Origin of the sequence: Clostridium hydrogeniformans DSM 21757 (assembly GCF_000686705.1) — a bacterium.
GTDB classification, from domain to species: Bacteria; Bacillota; Clostridia; order Clostridiales; family Clostridiaceae; genus Clostridium_Z; species Clostridium_Z hydrogeniformans.
Genome location: NZ_KK366004.1, coordinates 586,929 through 605,078 on the forward strand (window position 1 = coordinate 586,929; position 18,150 = coordinate 605,078).

Below are 18,150 nucleotides of genomic sequence, written 5' to 3' on the forward strand. Positions count from 1 at the left end.
AGATATTATATATCTGACCTATTATATAGGAGGGTTTAAAATATGAAAAATAATAGGGTTTGTGAAATACTTGATATTAAATATCCTATAATTCAAGGGGGAATGGCTTGGGTTGCAGATAGTTCCTTAGCAGCAGCAGTAAGTGAAGGTGGGGGTCTTGGAGTCATTGCAGGAGCTAATGCTCCTATAGATTACATAAGAGAAGAAATAAGGAAGACAAAAACTTTAACAGATAAACCTTTTGGAGTTAATATAATGCTTTTAAGTCCCAATGCAGAAGAACTTTCAAAGTTAGTTTGTGAAGAAGGAGTTAAAGTGGTTACCACAGGTGCAGGAAATCCTGGAAAGTACATGGACATGTGGAAAAAACATAATATAAAAGTAATTCCAGTGGTAGCTTCAGTGGCATTAGCTTTAAGGATGGAAAGAAGTGGAGCAGATGCTATTGTAGTGGAAGGGTGTGAAGCTGGAGGGCACATAGGAGAACTAACAACCATGACTTTAGTACCTCAGGTTAAGGATGCTGTTAAAATTCCGGTTATAGCAGCAGGAGGAATTGGAGATGGCCGTGGGGTTGTAGCAGCTTTATCTTTAGGAGCAGAAGGGGTCCAGGTAGGAACCAGGTTTTTAGTAGCAGAGGAGTGTAATATCCATAAGAACTATAAGGAAAAAGTTTTAAAGGCTAAGGATATAGATACCATAGTAACTGGTAGATCAACAGGTCATCCGGTAAGAGCATTAAAGAATAAGTTAGCAAGGCAATTTCAGAAACTAGAAAAAGAAGGAGCATCTTTAGAAGAGATTGAAAGTTTAGGTCGTGGAGCTCTACCAAAGGCAGTAAGAGATGGAGATGTGGATTATGGTTCTGTAATGGCAGGTCAAATAGCAGGCCTTATAAAAAAAGAACAACCAGCTAAGGATATAATAGAAGAAATGTTTAATGAAGCATTCCAAGTTATTAATGTTCTTAAGGATAGGATATAAACTTATGAGGAAGATAGGATTTGTATTTCCAGGCCAAGGAGCCCAATATGTTGGAATGGGAAAAGAGCTTTATGATAACTTTGAAAGAGTAAAAGACTTATTTGAAGAAGGAAATAATATTTTAGGATTTGATATAAAAGAATTAATATTTAATGGTACAGAAGAAGAGTTAAGTGATACAGAAAATACTCAACCAGCATTACTAATTTTATCTACAGCCATACTTCAGGTGCTTAAGGAAAATAATATAGAGCCATTTATGGTAGCGGGTCTTAGTTTAGGAGAATATTCAGCTTTAGTAGCAAATGATGTATTATCCTTTCATGAGGCACTACCCCTTGTTAAAAAAAGAGGTAAGTTTATGAAAGATGCAGTACCAAAGGGAAGAGGAACTATGGCAGCTATCATAGGAGGAAAGGAAGAAAATATAAGAGAACTTGTTAAGAAAGCTGGAGAAAAGGGAATAATTGAAATAGCAAACTTTAACTGTCCAGGGCAAATAGTCTTATCAGGAGAGGTGAAGGCAATAGATTATGCCATAGAAATTTCAAAGGAATTTGGAGTTTTAAAAGGTATAAGGCTTAAGGTTAGCGGACCTTTTCATAGTTCTATGTTAGAAGAAGCAGCTTTAAGTCTTGAAAAGGAATTAAATAATATAAACTTAAAACCTATGAAGGTTCCCTATGTGTGTAATCTAAAGGGAGATGTTATAAGAGATACAGGTAGAATAAAGGAGTATTTAAAAGAAGGAGTCATGTCATCTGTACTATTTCATCAATCCATAGAAGCTATGATAGAGGAAGGGGTTAATACCTTTATTGAGGTGGGGCCATCTAAAACTTTAAGTAGCTTTATTAAAAAGATAAATAGAAAAGTGGAAGTATTAAACACAGAAGATTTGAAATCTTTAAATAATACTATAAATACATTAAGGGAGGGAGTTTAGTGTTAAAGGATAAATGTGCCTTAGTTACAGGTGGTAATCGTGGTATAGGAAGAGAAATAGCTTTAAAACTTGGAAGTTTAGGAGCTAAGGTAATAGTTAATTATAGAAAAGATGAAGAAGGAGCCTTAGAGGTTGTGGATACCATAGTGAAAAATGGAGGAGAAGCCTTAGCGTTAAAGGGAGATGTAAGTTCCTATGAAGAGGCAGAAGCTCTTATTAAAAAAAGTAAGGAAGCATTTAATAACATAGATATACTTGTAAATAATGCAGGAATAACTAAAGATAAGCTTCTTTTAAGAATGAAGGAAGAGGATTTTGACTCAGTTATAGATGTTAACCTTAAGGGTACTTTTAACTGTATAAAACATATAACTCCTATAATGCTTAAACAAAAAGGAGGAGTTATAGTAAATATATCCTCAGTTATAGGACTTATAGGAAACGCAGGCCAAAGCAACTATGCTGCATCTAAAGCAGGAATTATAGGAATCACAAAATCCATTGCTAAGGAGCTTGGGGGTAAGAGTATAAGGGTTAATGCTGTTGCTCCAGGATTTATAAAAACTGATATGACAGAGGTTTTATCTGATGAGGTAAAGGATAGACTTAAAGATTCTATTCCACTAAAAAGACTTGGAGAAGGTAAGGATGTGGCAGAGGTTGTAGCTTTTTTATGTAGTGAAGGTGCATCCTATATAACAGGCCAAGTTATAAATGTTGATGGTGGAATGGTAATGTAGGAGGAAATTAGGATGAATAGAGTAGTTATTACTGGAATGGGAGCTATTACTCCTATTGGAACAAATGTGGAAGAGTTTTGGAAGAATAGTAAAATAGGAGTAAATGGTATAGATAATATAACTCTTTTTGATACAGAAGGATTTAAAGTAAAGCTAGCAGCAGAGGTTAAAAACTTTAATGTAGAAGATTATTTAGATAAAAGGGAAGCTAAGAGGTATGATAGGTTTTGCCAGTTTGCAATGATAGCAGCAGAAGAGGCTGTAAAAAATAGTGATATAGACTTAGACTTAATAGATAAAGAAAGATTTGGAGTGGTAATAGGTACTGGAATTGGAGGGTTTGATACCCTTGAGAGAGAACATAAAAATCTTTTAACTAAAGGACCAAGAAGAGTATCACCTATGGTTATACCTATGATTATAGGAAATATGGCATCAGGAAATGTGGCTATAAAATATGGGGCAAAGGGACCATGTTTAGACGTAGTTACAGCTTGTGCTACAGGAAGTAATTCCATAGGAGAGGCTTTTAGAAATTTAAAGCATGGTTATATGGATGTGGCTTTAGCAGGAGGATGTGAAGGGTCAATAACTCCTTTATCTGTAGCTGGATTTACTTCCTTAACGGCTTTAAATACAGGTATTGATAAAGATAGAGCTTCTATTCCTTTTGATAAGGAAAGAAGTGGATTTGTAATGGGAGAAGGGGCAGGGGTTCTTCTTCTAGAGACCTTAGAACATGCAGAAAAAAGAGGGGCGAAAATATTAGGAGAAATTATAGGATATGGTAGTACCTGTGATGCCTATCATATGACATCACCATCTGTAGATGGAGAGGGAGCTAAAAGATCAATGGAAATGGCCCTAAGGGAAGGTGGAATAGAAAAGAGCCTAGTAGGATATATAAATGCTCATGGTACATCTACTCCTTACAATGATAAATTTGAAACTTTAGCTATAAAAAATCTTTTTGAAAAAGATGCATATAACATACCTGTAAGCTCTACTAAGTCTATGACAGGACATCTGTTAGGAGCAGCAGGGGCAGTGGAATCTATTGTATGTATAAAAGCTTTAGAGGAAGGATTTATTCCAGCAACTTTAAATTTAAGAGTAAAAGATGAAGAGTGTGATTTAGATTATGTTAGCAATGAGGGGCGTAAAAAAGATATAAAATATGCTCTATCTAATTCCTTAGGATTTGGAGGACACAATGCAACTCTTCTATTTAAGAAGTGGGAGGAATAGAAATGAATATTGATGAGATAAAAGATATTCTTAAGTTTTTAGATAAGTCTTCCTTAGCTTATCTTGAGATTAAAGAAGGAGATTTTTATATAAAAATAGATAAATCATTAAATAGGGATAATTCTGTATCAGAAAAACATAAGGATTTAAAATCTAGCAACATAGAGGAGAATCCTGTAAAGCACAATGACAAGATTGGCATTATAGAGGAGGAAGCTTTAAGTAAGGATGAATCCTTTGAAAAGGAAGGGGAAGTTATAGTAGCTCCAATGGTTGGAACCTTTTATGGAGCAGCATCTCCAGGTTCAGAGCCTTTTATTAAAATAGGAGATAGGGTAGATAAGGGTAAGGTGCTTTGTATAATAGAGGCTATGAAGCTTATGAATGAGATAGAATGTGAAATCCAGGGAGAAGTTATTGAAATATTAGTACAAGATGGAGATATGATTGAATACGGTCAGCCTTTATTTAAAATAAAAAGGAGTTGAAAAAATGAAGAGTTTGAATATTATGGAAATACAAGAGGTGATTCCTCATAGATATCCTTTCTTATTGTTAGATAAGGTAGAAGAGCTAGAAGCAGGTAAGAGGGTAGTAGCCTATAAAAATGTAACTATGAATGAGCATTTTTTTCAAGGACATTTTAAGAATGAACCAGTAATGCCAGGGGTGTTAATTGTAGAAGCCTTAGCTCAAGCAGGGGCAGTTGCCATTTTAAGTGTTTCAGAAAATAAGGGCAAAACAGCTTATTTTGCAGGAATAGATAAGGTTAGATTTAGAAGAAAAGTAGTTCCAGGAGATGTTATTAGATTAGAGGTAAATATAACAAAAATTAAAGGACCTATAGGACTAGGTCATGGAGTGGCTACAGTAGATGGAGAGAAATGCTGTGAAGGAGAAATAATGTTTGCTCTTTCAAAATAGGAGAGATGTGTATGTTTAAGAAGATATTAATAGCTAATAGAGGAGAGATTGCAGTAAGGATCATTAGAGCATGTAGAGAAATGGGGATACTTACTGTTGCAGTGTATTCAGAGGGAGATAAAGACTCTTTTCATGCTCAACTTGCAGATGAGGCAGTTTGTATAGGACCTAATTCTCCAAAGGATAGTTATCTAAATATACAAAATATAATAAGTGCTACAGTACTTACAGGAGCTGAAGCCATACATCCAGGGTTTGGTTTTTTATCTGAAAATCCTAAGTTTGCAGCCATATGTGAGGAATGTAATATAAAATTCATAGGACCTAGCAAGGAATGCATAGAAAATATGGGTGATAAGGCTAAAGCTAGGGAGATAATGAAAGAATCTAAGGTTCCAGTAGTTCCAGGATTTGAGGGTATAATAGAAGGAGAAGAGCACTTAAAAAAGGAAGGCAAAGCAATAGGATATCCCTTAATGTTAAAAGCAGTAAGTGGTGGAGGCGGAAAAGGGATAAGAATTGTAAGAAGTGAAGAGGAAATAGTAAAGGCATATAACACTGCTAAAAGCGAAGCCAATCTATCTTTTGGAGATGATAGAATATATATAGAAAAGTATATAGAAAACCCCCATCATATAGAGTTTCAAATAATGGGAGATGACTTTGGTAATATAGTTCATTTAGGGGAAAGAGATTGTTCTATTCAAAGAAATAACCAAAAGGTATTAGAAGAAGCCCCTTCTACTCTTTTATCAGAAGACCTTAGAAAAACCATGGGGGAAATAGCTATTAAGGCTGCTAAGGCAGTAGGCTATAATAGTGTAGGAACTATTGAATTTTTAGTTGATGATAATAATGACTTTTATTTTATGGAAATGAATACTAGAATTCAGGTGGAGCATCCAATAACAGAAATGATAAGTAACATAGATATAGTAAAGGAACAAATAAAAATAGCTGATGGAGAAAGTCTTTCAATAACACAAAGTGAAGTAGAGCTTAAAGGCCACGCCATTGAGTGTAGAATAAATGCAGAAAATCCAAGTAAAAACTATATGCCTTGCCCAGGAACTATAAGCTATCTTATAATGCCAGGAGGCAATGGAATAAGAATAGACAGTAGTGTATATGAAGGGTATAAAATACCACCATTCTATGATTCTATGATAGCTAAGCTCATTGCTTATGGTAAGGATAGAGACGAGGCTATTATGAAAATGAAAAGAGCCCTTTTGGAGTTTGTTATTGAGGGTGTGGATAATAATATTGAACTTCATTTTAATATATTGAATAATGAGGACTTTATAAAAGGAAATTATAATACTTCTTTTTTAAGAGATAAGTTGGTGAATAAATTATGATAAAAAGTCTATTTAAAAAGAATAAGTATATAACTGTAAGTAAACAACCTTTTTATAAGGAGGAAAGCGATTTACATGAAGATCACAATAAGCCTAATATACCAGAAGGTGCGTGGATTAAATGTGATGGATGTAATAAAATTCTCTATAATAAAGACATAGTGAATAACTTAAAGGTTTGTCCATATTGTACTAATCATTTTAGGTTAGGAGCTTCTGAGAGAGCAGAGATATTGTTTGATAAAGGAAGTTATAATAAAATTTTTAATGATATAAAACCCTTAAATCCTTTAGAGTTTAAAGGTTATGAAGAAAAAATTAAAAACACTATAAAAACTGCTAATGAAAACGAGGCAGTTGTGTGCTTTCAAGGGAAGATAAAGGGGGAAGACTCTTTAGTTGCTATTATGGATAGTAGATTTTTTATGGGAAGCATGGGATCAGTAGTAGGAGAAAGGATTACAAGACTTATTGAAAAAGCTACAGAAGAAAAGCTTCCACTTATAATTTTTACTGCATCTGGAGGAGCGAGAATGCAGGAAGGGATATTTTCACTAATGCAGATGGCAAAAATAAGCGGGGCGTTAAAGAAGCTTCACAATGCAGGAGGTTTTTATATAACAGTAATTACAGATCCTACTACAGGGGGAGTTACTGCATCCTTTGCAATGCTTGGGGACATAATTCTTGGAGAAATGGGAGCTTTAGTAGGTTTTGCAGGAAGAAGAGTTATAGAGAATACAATTAAAGAAACATTACCAGAAGATTTTCAAACAGTAGAGTTTCTTCTTAAAAAAGGCTTTATAGATAAAATAATTCATAGAAAAGAAACTCCACATATTCTTTATAACTTAATTTTAATGCATAAGGGAGCTTGGTATAATGGATAGTAATAGTGCATGGCATAAAGTAGAAATAGCAAGGAATAAAGAAAGACCTTCTGCTAAGTTATATATAAACCATATATTTCAAGATTTTATAGAACTTCATGGAGATAGATACTATGGAGATGATAAAGCCATAATAGGAGGAATAGGTTTTCTTTCTGGAATTCCCGTTACAGTTATAGCAGAGTGTAAAGGAGACAATACTAAAGAAAATATAGAAAGAAACTTTGCAATGCCTCATCCAGAAGGATATAGAAAAGCCTTAAGGCTTATGAAACAAGGAGAAAAATTTAAAAGACCTATAATTTGTTTTGTGGATACCCCAGGAGCTTTTTGTGGAGTAGAAGCTGAAGAAAGAGGTCAGGGGGAGGCCATAGCTAGAAACTTATTTGAAATGATGGATATAAAAGTTCCCATAATATCTGTTATTTTAGGAGAAGGTGGAAGTGGAGGAGCACTAGCTTTGGCAGTAGGAGACCAGGTTTGGATGATGGAGAATTCTATATACTCAATACTTTCTCCGGAGGGATTTGCATCTATACTATGGAAGGATAAGTGCAGAACCAAAGAAGCAGCAGAAATAATGAAAATAACAGCTCAAGATTTAAAGAGCTTTAATATAATAGACAAAATAATTAGTGAACCTAAGGGTGGAGCACATATAGATAAATTAGGAGCCATGGATAATTTAAAAGATAGTTTAATAGAAGTTTTAGAGACATATAAAAATGTAGAAGTTACAAACCTTCTAAACAAGCGATATGAAAAATTTAGAAGTATGGGAATTTATAGTGAATAAGACTTTAAGAGGTTAGGAATATTAAGAAAGCCTAACCTCTTAAAGTCTTTATATATTTAAAAATATTCATTGTATTTTAATAAATTTTTATTACTACTGATGTATAATTATTTTGTAAAGAGATAATAATTACCTAAAAAGGGGTGATACTAATGAATAAAAATATGTATGCAACGCTTACCCTAGGACTTTTGGTTATTTTAATAGGTGGTTCTATAGTATATGTGTTAAATAAGAACCATAATGTAAAAGCATCTAAAGGACAAGAAGTTATTCAAAGTGTGGTTAATAAAGAGAATCAAGATACTGATGAGGAGAAGTTAGAAAAAGAGGCTAAGGCTTATTTTGAAGCGTGGAAGGAAAAAGACTATAAAAAAATGAGTAATATGTACATAGAGGAAGAAAAGAAGGGGTTTGATCATGAGTACATAAAGGCTATTTATGAAGATAAAGCTTTAGAACAATATGAGAAGATAAGTTATTTTAAAAATTCAGAGGATACAGTGACTATAACATTTAAGGTTAAGTATAATGAAAGTGGAGCAGTTACTGTAAGTGCTATAGATATAGAAATTAATAAAAATACATTAAAAATAAATCCTAAAAAGGCTATTAATGAAAGAAGTATATGCTAAAGGCAATTACCTTAAGTTATTAATGTGGAGAGTTAGAAAAATTTAAATAAAAATTTAGTGGATTCTTAAAACTATGATTAATTTGAATTATATTAATCATAGTTTTTTTATGTTATATAACTTAAGAGAAGATACATATAAATATTAGATTGCCTTATATACATGAAGGTAACGAAATCTTACATAAACTTTACTATAAATAATAAAACTAACATAGGATTTTATAAAGGATGATTATATAAGTTATAAGAGAAGAGGAGATAGTAATTGAAAAACTTAAGATGTTTTTCATGATAAGTTTAAAAGAAGAAAACCTATAGCTAAATTAAATTGTGTCTTATATTCATTTATAAAGAGTTATATAAGCAGGAGGAGGAAGTTTTTGATTATTAACCATGCAAATATGATATAATTAATAATTAAGTCAAATAAGAAATATAATCTTAAAACTTATAAGAATAAAGATAATTAGATAGGTGATTTTTATGAATATACCCTTAGCAGAATTTTTAAGGCCTAGTACCTTGGAGGAGGTAGTAGGACAAAAGCATATATTAGGAGAAGGAAAGCTTTTAAGAAGAATAGCTAAAACTAAGTATATTCCTAATATGATATTTTATGGACCACCAGGAGTTGGTAAAACAACTGTAGCTAATATAATAGCTAAAATAAGTGATAGAAAGTTATATAAGCTTAATGCAACTACAGATTCTCTTAAGGATATTAAGGATATTATTGGGGACTTAGATACTTTTTTAGGATATAAGGGAGTAGTAGTGTATATAGATGAGATACATCATTTTCCTAAAAGAACTCAACAGGTTCTTCTTGAATATATGGAGAATGGAAAAATAACTTTAATAGGAAGTACCACAGAAAACCCGTACTTTCATATATTTAAAGCTATTTTAAGTAGGGCCACAGTGGTGGAGTTTAAGCCTCTTACTAATGAAGATATAGAAGAAGGGCTTAAGACTGCTATAAATAAAGTTGAAAAAGAAAATAAAATAAAAATAAATATAGAGAGTAATGTTTTAAAAGAGATTCCAAAATTAAGTGATGGAGATTTTAGACGAGGATTAAATATTTTAGAAATTCTTATAAATAGTAGGGAAGAAGATAAGATAACATTTAAGGATTTAGAGGAAGTAGCAGGGGAGAAGGTATTAAACTTTGATAGAGATGGAGATTCCCATTATGATGTCCTTAGTGCCTTTCAAAAGTCTATTAGAGGTAGTGACCCAGATGGGGCTGTTTTTTATTTAGCTATGCTTATAAAAGGTGGAGATCTTATATCTATTTGTAGAAGGCTTTTAGTTATAGCATCTGAAGATATAGGTCTTGCTCATCCACAGGCTATAACTATTGTTAAGGCTTGTGTAGATTCAGCTAGAGAATTAGGATTTCCAGAGGCAAGAATACCACTGGCAGAGGCTGTAATATTTTTGGCTACATGCCCAAAATCTAATAGTGCCTATTTAGCGCTAGATAAGGCAATGAGGGATTTAAATAGTAAGAACATAGGGGAAATGCCTGTACATCTAAAAGATTCTCATTATAATGGGGCTAAAGCCATGGGAAGAGGAGTTGAATACAAGTATCCTCATAATTATGAAAATAACTATGTAAAACAAAATTATCTTCCAGAAAGTTTAAAAGGATGTACCTATTATAACTATGGCAATAATAAAATAGAAAAGTTAAGTGAAGCCTATTGGAATAATATAAAAAACAAATAATTGCTATTTAAAATTTCTACTATATTAGTTTGATACTATTAGTTTGTCATTGTTGACAATTATGGTCGGCTTTGATAAAATAATTTTGGAAAACCTAGTAAAACACTCGAGTTTAGGAGTGATAAAAATGAAGCTATCCACTAAAGGAAGATATGGGGTTAAAGCAATGGTAGACCTTGCTATATATTATGGAGGGGACCCTGTATCTATTAAAAGTATATCAAAGAGACAAAACATATCTGAATATTATTTAGAACAATTATTTTCTCCTTTAAGAAAAGCAGGGCTTATTAAAAGCATAAGGGGAGCACAAGGAGGATATGTTCTAAATAAGGCACCAGAGGATATAACTGTGGCTCAGGTTATGAATGTGTTAGAGGGACCCATCGAAATATCTGATTGCGTAGATGGGAGTACTTGTAATAATCTAGATTGTTGTGCCACAAGACTTCTTTGGGAAAAGATAAAATATAGTATAGATAGTGTTATGGAGTCGGTTACATTAAGGGATATAGTAGACGACTACAATAGCATGGCAGCAAATAAAAATATCATCAAGGGAATAAATATTTAAAGTAAATAGGGAGTGAAACCATGGATAAGAAAATAGTGTATATGGACTATGCCGCTACAACTTATGTAAAGGAAGAAGTATTAAAAGAGATGATGCCATATTTTACAGAGCATTATGGTAATCCATCTTCAGCTTATTCAATATCAAGAGAAACTAAAAAAGCCATAGATATAGCTAGAACTAAAGTGTCTAAGGCTATAAATTCTGATAGTAGCGAAGTTTACTTTACAGCTGGGGGAGCAGAAGCTGATAACTGGGCAATAAAGGGTATTGCTTTTGCTCATGCTAATAAAGGAAGACATATAATAACTACTAAAATAGAGCATCATGGACTTTTACACGCATGTGAATGGCTTGAAAAGAATGGCTTTGAAGTTACATATTTAGATGTTAATGAAGAAGGTCTTGTAGATGTTGATAAGCTTAAAGCAGCTATAAAGGATGATACAATCCTAGTTTCTATAATGTTTGCAAATAACGAAATAGGAACTATACAACCAATAAAGGAAATAGGAGAGATCTGCAAAGAGAAAAAAATAATTTTCCATACAGATGCAGTTCAAGCAATTGGACATATACCAGTAGATGTTAAGGAAATGAATATAGATTTACTTTCTTTAGCAGCTCATAAAATCTATGGACCTAAGGGTGTAGGTGCTTTATACATAAGAAAGGGCATAAAAATAGATAATCTTATTCACGGTGGTGGACAGGAAAGAGCAAGAAGAGCAGGTACAGAAAATGTACCAGGCATAGTTGGTCTTGGAAAAGCTATAGAGATTGCCATAGAAAATATGGAAGAAGAAAGTAAAAGGCTTACTGTTCTTAGAGAAAAATTAATAAATGGAATTTTAGAAACCATACCATACACAAGATTAAATGGACCTAAAGGGGATAAAAGGCTTCCAGGTAATGTTAATGTATGTTTTAGATTTATAGAGGGAGAAGGAATACTTTTATCCTTAGATTATGAAGGCATATGTGGATCAAGCGGAAGTGCATGTACTTCAGGGGCTTTAGACCCATCACATGTATTATTATCCATAGGACTAGACCATGAGACATCTCACGGTTCTCTAAGACTTTCTTTAGGGGAGACAAATACAGAGGAGGAAGTTAACTATGTTTTAGAAAAACTTCCACCAATAATAGAAAGACTTAGAAACATGTCACCATTATGGTATGACTTCAAAAAGAGAGGGGAAAAATAGTTATGATGTATAGTGAAAAGGTAATGGATCATTTTAGAAATCCAAGAAATGTAGGGGAAATAGAAGAGGCTAATGGTATTGGTGAGGTTGGAAACGCTAAATGCGGGGATATAATGAAAATATATTTAGATATAGAGAATAATATAATAAAAGATGCTAAGTTTATGACTTTTGGATGTGGTTCAGCTATAGCTTCATCAAGTATGGCAACAGAACTTATTATAGGAAAAACTGTTGAAGATGCTTGGGAACTAACAAACAAGGCAGTGGCAGAGGCTTTAGATGGTCTTCCACCAGTAAAAATGCATTGTTCAGTATTAGCAGAAGAAGCTATCCATAAGGCTATAAATGATTATAGAATAAATCAAGGCTTAGAACCATGGGAGACAAAAGAATATCATGATATTCACGATCATGTTCATGGCCACTAATAAGAATTAAAAGGTGATTTGAATGAATAAAAAAGTTGTAGTAGGAATGAGTGGAGGAGTAGATAGCTCTGTAGCAGCTTACCTACTAAAAAAGCAAGGATATGAAGTTATTGGGGTTACCATGAAAGTATGGCAATCTGATGAAGAGTATGAGGAAAAAGAAGGCGGATGTTGTTCCTTATCAGCTGTAAATGATGCAAGAAGAGTAGCAGACAAGTTAGATATACCTTTTTATGTGTTAAATTTTACAGATGTATTTAAGAGGAATGTTATAGATTATTTTGTTGATGAATATATGAAAGGAAGAACTCCTAATCCTTGTGTTGCATGTAATAAGCATATAAAGTTTGATGAACTTTTAAGAAGAGCTATGGGACTTGGAGCGGATTATGTGGCTACAGGTCACTATGCAAAAGTTATAGAAAGAGATGGAAGATATCTTCTTCAAAGATCTGAAGATGATAAGAAAGATCAAACTTATGCCCTTTACAACCTAAAGCAAGACCAGCTTGCTCGTACTTTAATGCCTTGTGGAGAATACTCAAAGGATGTTATACGTGCTATTGCTAAGGAAATAGGACTTGATGTTCATAACAAGAAAGATAGTGAAGAAATTTGCTTTATACCTGATAATAATCATGGTAAGTATATAAAAGAAGTTATGCCACAAAAGGTTAAAGAAGGTCATTTTGTGGATAAAGAAGGAAATAAATTAGGAAAGCATAAAGGAATAGTTTATTATACCATAGGTCAAAGAAAGGGACTTGGAATAGCCCTTGGAAGACCAATGTTTGTTATAGACATAAATCCGTTAAATAACGAAGTGGTACTTGGTAATGAAGAGGATATATTTAAGACTACTTTAGTGGCAAAAGATTTAAACTTTATAGCTTTTGATGAACTTAAAGAACCTAGAAAGGTTCAAGCTAAGATAAGATATTCTGCAAGACCAGGAAATGCTATAATAAGTCCAATGGAAGATGGAAAAGTTAAGGTTGAATTCGAAGAAAAGCAAAGAGCAATAACAAAGGGTCAATCTGTTGTTTTCTATGATGATGACATAGTAGTTGGTGGCGGAATAATAGATGGATTAATTTAAATCCAATTTTAACATATAACTTTAATTTAAAAATAATACCTTATGTTCAGTGAAACATAAGGTATTATTTTTTTTCTTTAGGAGAAACTATTCTAAGGAAAGAGAGTGTCAACCTAAGGAGAAGGAGTGGATGCCATGTTTAGAACTAAAGAATTTCAATATATGAAGGTGGAAACTCCTAAGGGGAAGTATTTAGGTTTTGTAAAAGATATAGCCATTGATTATAACAATAAAACAGTTATAGGATTTAAAATATCTACCCCTTCTATTTTCTCGAAAGAGATGTATGTTTTAAGGGAAGATATAATATGTATAAATGAAAGAATAATAGCTTCAAGGATAGTAAACAGTAAATACCTTTGTTTTAATGATATAAAGTTTTTGGATGTTATAACAACAAGGGGATGTATATTAGGAATCCTTGAAGAGGTTATTATTGATCCTATGGACTTTTCTATAAAAGCTCTTGTTATAAGCTTGGGGTTTATAAATAAAATTATAAAGGGTAAAGAGTTAATTTTAATAAAGGATACTATACTAGGAGATCATAATATACTATATAATCCTAGGGAAAATATAAAACTTTTTTCTATTCCACATAAAATTATAGGAGTTAAGGACTATGAAGAGGATTGTTATTAAGATAATATTGTTTATTTTCTCCATAACCCTAGGGTATTTTTTACTTAAAAATAATATAATAAGAGAAATATTTTATGTTATTTTGGTATCTTTTATTTTGGCATATATGCTTAAGCCTTTAGTTGATTACCTAAGTAAATATGGGGTTAAAAGAAAGCTAGCTTCAGGAATAGTGGTACTGGTGTTTTTTGGTGTATTTATAGCTATAGGTATTATGTTTATACCTAAAGTCTTAAAAGAAAGCAGTAATTTATTTAAATCTTTTGATTATCTGCAGATAAGAATATCGGAGATATATAATGGAGTAAAAAATAATAATAAATTTTTTAATTTACTTCATAATGAGCTTGAAAATAAAATATTAGAATATTTTAAGGGAATATTTATGGGGGTTTTTAAAGGGATAATTGATGCCTCAGAACATATAATATCTCTAGCAGTGATTCCAGTAATATCTTATTATTTTCTAGCAGATAGGGAAATAATGTGGAGAAAGTTTTTAATATTTATTCCTGTTAAAAGAAGAAGTGTGGTGGAAGGGATAACAAAGGATATAGATAAGATCCTTTCACGATATGTAATGAGTCAATTAATACTTTGTATAATAGTTGGAGTTCTTACATTTATAGTACTTATGTTTTTAAAAGTAGATTTTCCTTTAATTCTTGCGTTAATAAATGCTATGGCTAATATAATACCTTATTTTGGCCCTATCTTTGGAGGAATTCCAGCAATTTTAATTGCTCTTTTAACATCTCCGTCAAAAGCATTATATACTCTTATATGTCTTTCTATAATTCAGCAAGTAGAAGGCGATATAATATCACCTAAAGTCGTTGGAGATAGTATATCCATGCATCCTCTTATGGTTATAATTCTTCTTATTATAGGAGGGAAAATAGGGGGATTTATAGGGATGGTATTAGCAGTTCCCTTTGGGGTTATAATTAAGGTGATTTATGAAGATATAAATTATTATTTGTTTTAAATATTGACATAAATCCCATAATAAAATATAATTTTCCCATAAGTAAATAATAAAGAGCTGTGATGAGAAGGAGTAAATTTATATCTTTATTATAGAGAGGAAGTGGATGGTGAAAACTTCTTAAAGAATAAATTGAAGGCTGTCTTTGAGCTGTATAAACTTAAGTGATGGACTTTAAGTCCATAATTAGGGTGGTACCACGGAATTTAGCTTTCGTCCCTTTATAGGGATGGGGGCTTTTTATATTTTTATAATAGAATAAGGAGGAATTTTTCATGAAAAAAATGGGATTAAATGAGATAAGAGAAGTATACTTAAAATTCTTCGAAGAAAAGGAACATTTAAGGTTAGAAAGTTTTCCTTTAGTACCAAAGGATGATAAGGATTTATTGTTAATAAATGCAGGAATGGCGCCGCTTAAGCCGTATTTTACAGGGCTTAAAACCCCACCAAGTAAAAGGGTGACTACTTGCCAAAAATGTGTTAGAACTGGAGATATAGAAAATGTAGGGAAAACATCAAGACATGCTACGTTTTTTGAAATGTTAGGTAACTTTTCTTTTGGAGATTATTTTAAAGAAGAGATTATTCAATGGGCATGGGAGTTTATAACTAAGAACCTTAATATACCTAAGGATAAGCTTTATGTAACAATATACTTAGATGATGATGAGGCTTATGACATATGGACTAGTAAAACTGATGTGGATCCAAGTAGAATATTTAGGCTTGGAAAGGAAGATAACTTCTGGGAGATAGGGGTAGGACCTTGTGGACCATGTTCAGAAATACACTATGATAGAGGAGAAGGAAAGGTATCTACTGTAGAGGAGTTTATAGAGGCTTCAGACAATGATAGAATAGTAGAATTCTGGAACCTTGTGTTTACTCAATTTAATAAGGATGAAGAAGGGGTATATAATAGACTTTCTCATCCTAATATAGATACAGGAATGGGACTTGAAAGAATAGCAACCATAATGCAAGGAACTGAAAATATATTTGAAATAGATACTATAAGATCTATTTTAGATAAGGTATGTGAAATAAGTAATGTAGAATATGGTAAAGATAAAAATAAAGGTGCATCAGTACGTATAATTACAGACCACGTAAAAAGCGTAACGTTTTTAATATGCGATGGTGTGCTTCCATCTAATGAAGGTCGTGGATATGTACTAAGAAGACTTCTAAGAAGAGCAGCAAGACATGGAAGACTAATTGGAGTTAATAGGATATTCTTAAGTGAAGTTATGGATAAGGTTATAGAAAATTATGGAGATGCTTATCCTGAAATTAAGGAAAAGAGAGACTACATTAAAAAGGTTATGGAGATTGAAGAAGAAAGATTTAATGAAACCATAGATGGGGGAGAAGAAATCCTTAAGTCATATATTGTGGAACTTAAAGAAGAGAAGAATAAGGTTTTAAGTGGAGAAAAAGCATTTAAACTTCATGATACCTATGGATTTCCTCTAGAACTTACAGAAGAAATATTAAGTGAAAATGGTATGGAAGTAGATATAGAAGGCTTTAATAGGGAAATGGATCTTCAAAGAAAAAGAGCAAGAGAGGCAAGGGGAGAAAGTAGCTATATGGGAGGAGAAGACTCCATATTAAATAAGGTAGCACAAAACGTTGATACTGAATTTAAGGGTTATGATCACCTAATATGTGAAGGTAGAGTTATTGAAATTATTAAGGATGAAGCCTTTGTAGAAAGCTTAAAAGAAAATGAAGAGGGAATAATTATTGTAGATAATACTCCTTTCTATGCAGAAATGGGAGGTCAAGTAGGAGATACTGGAACTATCTATGGAAATACGGGAGAAGTTTATATAAAGGATTGTAAGAAAAATATATCAGGTAAGATAATGCACTTTGCTAGTGTATCTAGTGGCTCTATAACTAAGGGGGAAGTAGTAAAGCTTAAGGTAGATAAGGAAAGAAGAGAGGGCATATGTAGAAATCATACAGCTACTCATATGTTACACGAGGCATTAAAGGAGATTTTAGGATCTCATGTAAATCAATCAGGATCCTATGTGGATAATGAAAGATTAAGATTTGACTTTACTCATTTTTCTGCTTTAACAGATGAAGAAATTACTAAGATAGAAAGATTAGTAAACGAAAAGATAATGGAAGCCTCAATGATAGATACAAATATAATGAATGTGGATGAAGCAAAATCTTGTGGAGCAATAGCTTTATTTGAAAATAAGTACAAGGGAGACGTAAGAGTAGTTTCTGTAGGAACCTTTAGTAAAGAACTTTGTGGGGGAACCCATGTAAGAAATTCAGGACAAATTGGTTTATTCAAAGTTATAAGTGAGGCTGGAGTTGCAGCAGGAATAAGAAGAATAGAAGCTCTAACTGGAACTAATGCTTTAAATTACATGGAAGAAAAACATTTGATGATTAAAGAAGTATCCAAGGTATTAAAATGTACAGAGAAGGATATAATAGAAAAAATAAATCAAAATACCTTAACATTAAAGGAGAAGGACAAGGAAATTCAAGAACTTAAATCTAAGATGGTAAAGGGTATAGAGAATGATATAGTTAAAGAGGCTAAAGAGATAAATGGAGTAAGATTTGTATCTTATAAACTTCTTGATATAGATGCTAATAACCTAAGAGACATAGGAGATAAGGTTAAAAATAAGCTTCAAGAGGGAGTTGTAGTACTTGGTTCTGTGAAAGATGGGAAAGTAAACTTTGTTTCTATGGCTTCAAAGGATGCTATAGAAAAAGGAGCTCATGCAGGTAAGATTATAAAAAAGGTTGCAACTATTGCTGGTGGCGGCGGTGGTGGAAGACCAGATATGGCTCAAGCAGGAGGAAAACTTCCAGAAAAAATTGATGAAGCACTAAATGAGGTAGCAAAAGTATTAGAAAAATTACTACAATAAAAATAACATATATACATTTTCTAGTTT

At 32.5% G+C, this 18,150-nt stretch carries 18 protein-coding genes and 1 other annotated feature; all 18 genes read left to right on the forward strand.

What is annotated here, in order from left to right:
• Positions 1–42 precede the first annotated feature (42 nt).
• The 18 genes from fabK (at position 43) to alaS (ending at position 18,123) form a co-directional block, all read left to right on the forward strand.
• A complete protein-coding gene (fabK, locus tag BR69_RS0115990; protein ID WP_027634090.1) occupies positions 43–984 on the forward strand; it encodes an enoyl-[acyl-carrier-protein] reductase FabK in 942 nt (313 codons plus the stop codon).
• Between the two features lie 4 nt (positions 985–988).
• Positions 989–1,930: an ACP S-malonyltransferase gene (gene fabD, locus BR69_RS0115995; protein WP_027634091.1), complete on the forward strand. Its 942-nt coding sequence runs from the start codon at positions 989–991 to the stop codon at positions 1,928–1,930.
• Positions 1,930–2,670 carry a 3-oxoacyl-[acyl-carrier-protein] reductase gene (gene fabG, locus BR69_RS0116000; RefSeq protein WP_027634092.1) on the forward strand — a complete coding sequence of 247 codons (741 nt, stop codon included), beginning with the start codon at positions 1,930–1,932 and terminating at the stop codon, positions 2,668–2,670. The genes fabD and fabG overlap by 1 nt, the downstream gene beginning before the upstream one ends.
• A gap of 12 nt (positions 2,671–2,682) precedes the next feature.
• The gene (fabF, locus tag BR69_RS0116005; protein WP_027634093.1) at positions 2,683–3,918 is read left to right on the forward strand and encodes a beta-ketoacyl-ACP synthase II; all 1,236 of its coding nucleotides are present in this window, start codon (positions 2,683–2,685) and stop codon (positions 3,916–3,918) included.
• Between the two features lie 2 nt (positions 3,919–3,920).
• Positions 3,921–4,406: an acetyl-CoA carboxylase biotin carboxyl carrier protein gene (gene accB, locus BR69_RS0116010; RefSeq protein ID WP_027634094.1), complete on the forward strand. Its 486-nt coding sequence runs from the start codon at positions 3,921–3,923 to the stop codon at positions 4,404–4,406.
• Positions 4,407–4,410: 4 nt separating this feature from the next.
• Positions 4,411–4,842, forward strand: coding sequence for a 3-hydroxyacyl-ACP dehydratase FabZ (gene fabZ, locus BR69_RS0116015; protein WP_027634095.1), 432 nt, complete (start codon positions 4,411–4,413; stop codon positions 4,840–4,842).
• Positions 4,843–4,853: 11 nt separating this feature from the next.
• Complete coding sequence (locus BR69_RS0116020; protein ID WP_027634096.1) at positions 4,854–6,203, forward strand: acetyl-CoA carboxylase biotin carboxylase subunit; 1,350 nt, start codon at positions 4,854–4,856, stop codon at positions 6,201–6,203.
• Positions 6,200–7,093, forward strand: coding sequence for an acetyl-CoA carboxylase, carboxyltransferase subunit beta (gene accD / locus BR69_RS0116025; RefSeq protein WP_027634097.1), 894 nt, complete (start codon positions 6,200–6,202; stop codon positions 7,091–7,093). Before BR69_RS0116020 ends, accD begins: the two co-directional genes overlap by 4 nt.
• Positions 7,086–7,889, forward strand: coding sequence for an acetyl-CoA carboxylase carboxyltransferase subunit alpha (locus tag BR69_RS0116030; RefSeq protein WP_034850028.1), 804 nt, complete (start codon positions 7,086–7,088; stop codon positions 7,887–7,889). The genes accD and BR69_RS0116030 overlap by 8 nt, the downstream gene beginning before the upstream one ends.
• Before the next feature lie 152 nt (positions 7,890–8,041).
• Positions 8,042–8,524: an NTF2-like N-terminal transpeptidase domain-containing protein gene (locus BR69_RS0116035; RefSeq protein ID WP_027634099.1), complete on the forward strand. Its 483-nt coding sequence runs from the start codon at positions 8,042–8,044 to the stop codon at positions 8,522–8,524.
• A gap of 485 nt (positions 8,525–9,009) precedes the next feature.
• Positions 9,010–10,263, forward strand: a complete 1,254-nt coding sequence (locus BR69_RS0116040; RefSeq protein ID WP_027634100.1) for a replication-associated recombination protein A — start codon at positions 9,010–9,012, stop codon at positions 10,261–10,263.
• Positions 10,264–10,390: 127 nt separating this feature from the next.
• Positions 10,391–10,837, forward strand: a complete 447-nt coding sequence (locus BR69_RS0116045) for an RrF2 family transcriptional regulator (RefSeq protein ID WP_027634101.1) — start codon at positions 10,391–10,393, stop codon at positions 10,835–10,837.
• A 20-nt stretch (positions 10,838–10,857) separates the two neighbouring features.
• The gene (gene nifS, locus BR69_RS0116050; RefSeq protein ID WP_027634102.1) at positions 10,858–12,048 is read left to right on the forward strand and encodes a cysteine desulfurase NifS; all 1,191 of its coding nucleotides are present in this window, start codon (positions 10,858–10,860) and stop codon (positions 12,046–12,048) included.
• A gap of 5 nt (positions 12,049–12,053) precedes the next feature.
• The gene (gene nifU, locus BR69_RS0116055) at positions 12,054–12,479 is read left to right on the forward strand and encodes a Fe-S cluster assembly scaffold protein NifU (protein WP_027634103.1); all 426 of its coding nucleotides are present in this window, start codon (positions 12,054–12,056) and stop codon (positions 12,477–12,479) included.
• 22 nt (positions 12,480–12,501) lie between these two features.
• Positions 12,502–13,578 (forward strand): tRNA 2-thiouridine(34) synthase MnmA, encoded by a 1,077-nt coding sequence (mnmA, locus tag BR69_RS0116060; RefSeq protein ID WP_027634104.1) that lies wholly within the window; start codon positions 12,502–12,504, stop codon positions 13,576–13,578.
• Positions 13,579–13,713: 135 nt separating this feature from the next.
• Complete coding sequence (locus tag BR69_RS0116065; RefSeq protein ID WP_027634105.1) at positions 13,714–14,220, forward strand: PRC-barrel domain-containing protein; 507 nt, start codon at positions 13,714–13,716, stop codon at positions 14,218–14,220.
• Positions 14,201–15,208 (forward strand): AI-2E family transporter, encoded by a 1,008-nt coding sequence (locus BR69_RS0116070; protein WP_027634106.1) that lies wholly within the window; start codon positions 14,201–14,203, stop codon positions 15,206–15,208. The genes BR69_RS0116065 and BR69_RS0116070 overlap by 20 nt, the downstream gene beginning before the upstream one ends.
• Positions 15,209–15,258: 50 nt before the next feature.
• Positions 15,259–15,432, forward strand: a binding site (T-box leader).
• Between the two features lie 51 nt (positions 15,433–15,483).
• Positions 15,484–18,123: an alanine--tRNA ligase gene (alaS, locus tag BR69_RS0116075; protein ID WP_027634107.1), complete on the forward strand. Its 2,640-nt coding sequence runs from the start codon at positions 15,484–15,486 to the stop codon at positions 18,121–18,123.
• Positions 18,124–18,150 lie beyond the last annotated feature (27 nt).

Bases quoted from the DNA above. Each gene is read 5' to 3' on its own strand.
- fabD (WP_027634091.1), top strand. From the start codon at position 989: ATGAGGAAGATAGGATTTGTATTTCCAGGCCAAGGAGCCCAATATGTT.
- fabK (WP_027634090.1), top strand. From the start codon at position 43: ATGAAAAATAATAGGGTTTGTGAAATACTTGATATTAAATATCCTATA.
- alaS (WP_027634107.1), top strand. From the start codon at position 15,484: ATGAAAAAAATGGGATTAAATGAGATAAGAGAAGTATACTTAAAATTC.
- BR69_RS0116045 (WP_027634101.1), top strand. From the start codon at position 10,391: ATGAAGCTATCCACTAAAGGAAGATATGGGGTTAAAGCAATGGTAGAC.
- BR69_RS0116070 (WP_027634106.1), top strand. From the start codon at position 14,201: ATGAAGAGGATTGTTATTAAGATAATATTGTTTATTTTCTCCATAACC.
- nifS (WP_027634102.1), top strand. From the start codon at position 10,858: ATGGATAAGAAAATAGTGTATATGGACTATGCCGCTACAACTTATGTA.
- BR69_RS0116065 (WP_027634105.1), top strand. From the start codon at position 13,714: ATGTTTAGAACTAAAGAATTTCAATATATGAAGGTGGAAACTCCTAAG.
- BR69_RS0116030 (WP_034850028.1), top strand. From the start codon at position 7,086: ATGGATAGTAATAGTGCATGGCATAAAGTAGAAATAGCAAGGAATAAA.
- accD (WP_027634097.1), top strand. From the start codon at position 6,200: ATGATAAAAAGTCTATTTAAAAAGAATAAGTATATAACTGTAAGTAAA.
- BR69_RS0116040 (WP_027634100.1), top strand. From the start codon at position 9,010: ATGAATATACCCTTAGCAGAATTTTTAAGGCCTAGTACCTTGGAGGAG.
- BR69_RS0116035 (WP_027634099.1), top strand. From the start codon at position 8,042: ATGAATAAAAATATGTATGCAACGCTTACCCTAGGACTTTTGGTTATT.
- nifU (WP_027634103.1), top strand. From the start codon at position 12,054: ATGTATAGTGAAAAGGTAATGGATCATTTTAGAAATCCAAGAAATGTA.
- mnmA (WP_027634104.1), top strand. From the start codon at position 12,502: ATGAATAAAAAAGTTGTAGTAGGAATGAGTGGAGGAGTAGATAGCTCT.
- fabF (WP_027634093.1), top strand. From the start codon at position 2,683: ATGAATAGAGTAGTTATTACTGGAATGGGAGCTATTACTCCTATTGGA.
- accB (WP_027634094.1), top strand. From the start codon at position 3,921: ATGAATATTGATGAGATAAAAGATATTCTTAAGTTTTTAGATAAGTCT.
- BR69_RS0116020 (WP_027634096.1), top strand. From the start codon at position 4,854: ATGTTTAAGAAGATATTAATAGCTAATAGAGGAGAGATTGCAGTAAGG.
- fabZ (WP_027634095.1), top strand. From the start codon at position 4,411: ATGAAGAGTTTGAATATTATGGAAATACAAGAGGTGATTCCTCATAGA.